Source organism: uncultured Bradyrhizobium sp. (assembly GCF_936943645.1).
Classification (GTDB): Bacteria; Pseudomonadota; Alphaproteobacteria; order Rhizobiales; family Xanthobacteraceae; genus Bradyrhizobium.
Window position 1 is genome coordinate 1 of record NZ_CAKZJO010000029.1, and the last position, 4,159, is coordinate 4,159.

General features: G+C 65.8%; 3 protein-coding genes. 1 reads left to right on the forward strand and 2 read right to left on the reverse strand.

Annotated features, from left to right (window positions below):
* Nucleotides 1–68 precede the first annotated feature (68 nt).
* Nucleotides 69–1,454, reverse strand: coding sequence for a tetratricopeptide repeat protein (locus Q0743_RS03565; protein WP_298240217.1), 1,386 nt, complete (start codon nucleotides 1,452–1,454; stop codon nucleotides 69–71).
* Nucleotides 1,455–1,678: 224 nt separating this feature from the next.
* Nucleotides 1,679–2,443 carry a tetratricopeptide repeat protein gene (locus Q0743_RS03570; protein WP_298240218.1) on the reverse strand — a complete coding sequence of 255 codons (765 nt, stop codon included), beginning with the start codon at nucleotides 2,441–2,443 and terminating at the stop codon, nucleotides 1,679–1,681.
* 93 nt (nucleotides 2,444–2,536) lie between these two features.
* On the opposite strand from Q0743_RS03570, the gene Q0743_RS03575 reads away from it, so the two are divergent.
* Nucleotides 2,537–4,114, forward strand: a complete 1,578-nt coding sequence (locus Q0743_RS03575) for a sodium:proton antiporter (RefSeq protein WP_298240219.1) — start codon at nucleotides 2,537–2,539, stop codon at nucleotides 4,112–4,114.
* Nucleotides 4,115–4,159: the final 45 nt, after the last annotated feature.

Consider the following 4,159-nt stretch of genomic DNA (forward strand, 5'->3'; position numbering starts at 1 on the left):
CTCACCCGGAATTTGCTCGCGCAAATTCCGGCCTCTCCCCGCAAGCGGGGAGAGGCGAAGAGCGCGCCTCAACTCTCCATCGCAGTCAGCTTCTGCAACCGCTCCTGCATGATCTTCTTCAGATCGTAGCCCGGACGGCCGAAGCTGGAATTGCGGAGACTGAGGAAATCGCGCTGGGCCTTGCGCAAATCGCCGGCGACACGCTTGTTCGCCGCCTTCAGCACGCGCTCATAGGTTTCGGCGATCTGACGGTCGAGCACGCCCAATTCCGGATCGGCGCAGATCACCTTCTCGACCTCGCGCCTGGCGGTCGCGCATGCGAAGGACGGACCGTTGCCGGACGCCGCATTCAGCGCCCGCGGCGGCTCGGCGCCGAACTTCGCGATCTCGGCGATCATGACACGGCGGCCGCTGGCGGCATTGTCGTTGGCGGGATCGAGCCGCAAGGCCGTCTCGTAATCGGCCAGCGCCTTCGCGCGCTCGCCCATCTTCTTGTAGAGCACCGCACGGTTGTTGTAGGTCTTCGCGAAGCTCGGATCGAGCTTGAGCGCGGCGTCGTAATCGCTCAAGGCAGCGCCGAGTTCGCCCTTGCACTGGTAGGAATCGCCGCGATTGGTCAGGAAGTTCGCGCGCTGCTCGCGCCGGATCGCCTGGTCGTAATCGGCGATGGCCTTGTCGTATTCGCCCATCGCGGCATAGGCGAGGCCGCGATTGTCGTAATATTCCGGCTGCTTCGGATCCAGCCTGATCGCCTCGCTGTTGTCGGCGACCGACTTGTCGTACTGGCCGAGCTTCTTCCAGGCCGCGCCGCGGTTGGAATAGGTGCGCGCCCGACCGGGATCGAGCCGCAAGGCCTCGTCGAAATTCCGGATCGCCTTGTCGTTGTCGCCGCCGAGATAATAGGTGGCGCCGCGATCGGACCAGGCCTGCGCATCATCCGGCCTCAGCTTGATCGCCTGGTCGTAGTCGGCGAGCGCGCGGTCGAGCCGACGCTGATTGGTGTAGACGACCCCGCGCAGCGCGTAGGCTTCCGCATCCTGGGGATCGAGCTCGATCGCCTTGCCGAGGTCCGCCGCGGCGCGATTGAGATCGCCGCCGGCCTCCCGCAACAGGTCGCCACGCAGGCGCCAGGCCTTTGCATTTTTGCCGTCGAGCGCAATGGCGCGGTCGATGTCCCGCAAGGCCTGGGTGAGACCACCCGAGATGCGCGCATTGGCGTCGGCACGGACCAGCAACGCCGCCGTGCGATCGGCCGTCGCGTTCGCGGTCTGGTCGATGATGGGGCTGCAGGCCGCGATCAGCTCCGCGGGAGCCGCCTTGCTACCCATCACGCAATCGGTGCCCGCGAAGGCGGGGACAGCGAGCGTGAAACTCACGGCTGCGCCAAGGAAGAAAGCGCAAAGCGAGATCTTGGCAGGTGAAGGCGCTTGCGCGGAAAAAGGCGTGCCGCACATGATGGAATGCTCCGTGACGTCGGGTTTCCACCATTGTCGCGGCGGGACAGGGATGGGTTCAATGCGGCCTGTCTACGCCGTCATGGCCGGGCTTGACCCGGCCATCCACGCCTTACCCCGGCACCAAAAACGTGGATGCCCGGGCCTTCGCCTCGCCGAAGCGGCTTCGGCCGCGCAGGCGGGACGAGCCCGGGCATGACGGCCTCTCACGAAGCGGAGACGCCTCAATACCCGTCGACCCCGTTGATCTGTTGCAGCCTGTCCTGCATCGCCTTCTTCAGGTCAAAGCCCGGCCGGCCATATCCGGCGTTCCTGCGCGCGATGAAATCGTCCTGCTCGCGCTGGATCTTGCCTGCCTCAGCCGGGCTTTGCGCTTCGCGCAGCACACGCAGATGCGATCCGTAGATCTCGCGATCGAGATCGGCGAGCTCGCGATTGGCACAGATCGCCTTCTCCACCGCACGGCGCGCGCGCGCGCAATTGAAGCTGGGCTTGCCGGCGACCGCCATCTGCGCGCCGATCCGCTCGATCTCGCGCGCCATCGCCTTGTGATTGGCCTTGGCCTTCTCGTGGTTCGGATCGATCTTCAGTGCCGCGCCGAAATCCTGCACCGCCTTGGGCTTGTCGCCCTTCCTCAGCCAGAGCTCGCCGCGCGCATTGAAGATGTCGGCCAAGGTGGGATCGAGCGAAAGGACGCGGCTGTCGTCGGCGATGGCGCGGTCGACCTGCTCATGCCGGGCATAGAGCGCCGCGCGCGCGACCAGCGCCTTGATCAGATCGCCCTTTGCCGTCTTCTCATTGTCGATAACCGCGGCACAGGCCGTGGCGGCCTTGTCCATATCGTCGGCTGCGGTCGCCGCCAGGCACGGCGCGATATCGACCTGGATCACCGCGGCCGGCTCTCCCCCGGTCACAGCCCGGGCGACGCCGAGCGAGAGTGCGCACAGCAGCACGGCACCTGACGGTTGAATGAGTTTCTGAAAACGCATGTTCGTTGCAGTCGGACGTCTTGCTTTCGGGCTCGTCTTACGTTTTGCCTCGGGACCTAACTATCCATCATACGGCCGGATTGGTGCTAGCTTGTGGCGCCGCTCATACCGGTTTCGGGGATCATCGTGTCGACATTCGAATGGATCATCGTGCTTCTGCTCGGCGCCGTTGGCTTATCGGCGCTGGCGCGGCGGATCAAGGTCCCCTATCCGACCTTTCTCGCCATCGGCGGCGCGCTGATCGCCTTCGTGCCGTCGAGCCCGTCCTGGACGCTGGAGCCCGACCTCGCTTTGGCGCTTTTTGTCGCACCGGTCTTGCTCGATGCCGCGTTCGACACTTCGCTGCGCGATCTGCGCAACAATTGGGTTCCAGTCTCGACCCTGGTCGTCGCCGCGGTCGGCCTGACCACGGCCGGCGTCGCCTTCGTCGCGCACCGGCTGGTGCCGGAGATGCCGTGGGCCGCAGCGGTCGCACTCGGCGCCATCGTGGCCCCGCCCGACGCAGCCGCGGCGGTCGCGATCCTGAGTCAGGTCAAGCTGCCTCACCGCATGGTGAAGGTTCTGGAAGGCGAAAGCCTGCTCAACGACGCCAGCGCGCTGCTGATCTATCGCATCGCGGTCGGCGCGGTCGCCACCGAGCATCTGACATGGAGCCAGGTCGCGCCGACCATGGCGCTGGCCCTGGTCGGCAGCGTCGTCGCCGGCCTGCTCGCAGCCCGCCTCATCCCGCCGATCATGGAGCGCGTGACGGAAGCCCCGAGCGCGATCATCGTGCAATTCGCCACCACCTTCCTGGTCTGGATCGCCGCCGAGCATCTCGGTCTCTCCGGCATTCTCACCATCGTCGTCTATGCCATGGCGATGGCACGCTCGGCCGGCTCACGCATGCCGGCACGGCTGCGGGTGCCGTCCTATGCGGTCTGGGAGACGATGGTGTTCGTCCTCAACGTGCTCGCCTTCATGCTGATCGGCATGCAGATGCGGCCGATCTGGACACGGCTGGATGCGGACGTGCGCTGGGAATATTGCGTGGCCGCGGCCTGGATCCTGCTCACCGTGGTGCTGGTCCGGCTGCTCTGGGTGACGTTCTATCGCACCATCCTGCGCGCGCTGGTCGCGCAGGGACTCTATCATCCGAAAGACCCGAGGGCCGTCGCTTCGCCCAAGGGCGGCCTCATCATCTCCTGGTGCGGCATGCGCGGTCTCGTCACGCTCGCCACCGCTTTCGCGCTGCCGGAGAATTTTCCCCATCGCGACTTCATCGTCTTCATCGCCTTTGCCGTGGTGTTGGGATCGCTGGTGATCCAGGGCCTGACACTGCGGCCGCTGATCCTGGCATTTGGTCTCAAGGACGACGATCCCGTCGGCACCGAGGTCGCGCGCGCACGCGCCGTGGCCTATCGTGCCGCGCTCGATGCGATCGAAAGCGATCCGTCGGAGGAGGCTGAGATCCTGCGGCTCGAATATCGCGCGATCCTGATGCAGACGGAAAGCGATCCCAATGGCGGGATCGCCAATGGCGAACTGCCCGCCGATCCCCTGCGCCGCCGCGCCATCGAGGCCGCACGCAAATCGATCGTCGAACTCCGCGCCACCGAGGTGATCGGCGACGACGCCTTCCACCGGATCGAGGAGGAGCTCGATCGCGCAGAATTGAGCGCGGGGGGATGAGGTAACAATTTCTCTGTCGTCCCGGACAAGCGCGCCCTCAGGCGC

Bases quoted from the DNA above. Each gene is read 5' to 3' on its own strand.
- Q0743_RS03565 (WP_298240217.1), bottom strand. From the start codon at position 1,454: ATGTGCGGCACGCCTTTTTCCGCGCAAGCGCCTTCACCTGCCAAGATC.
- Q0743_RS03570 (WP_298240218.1), bottom strand. From the start codon at position 2,443: ATGCGTTTTCAGAAACTCATTCAACCGTCAGGTGCCGTGCTGCTGTGC.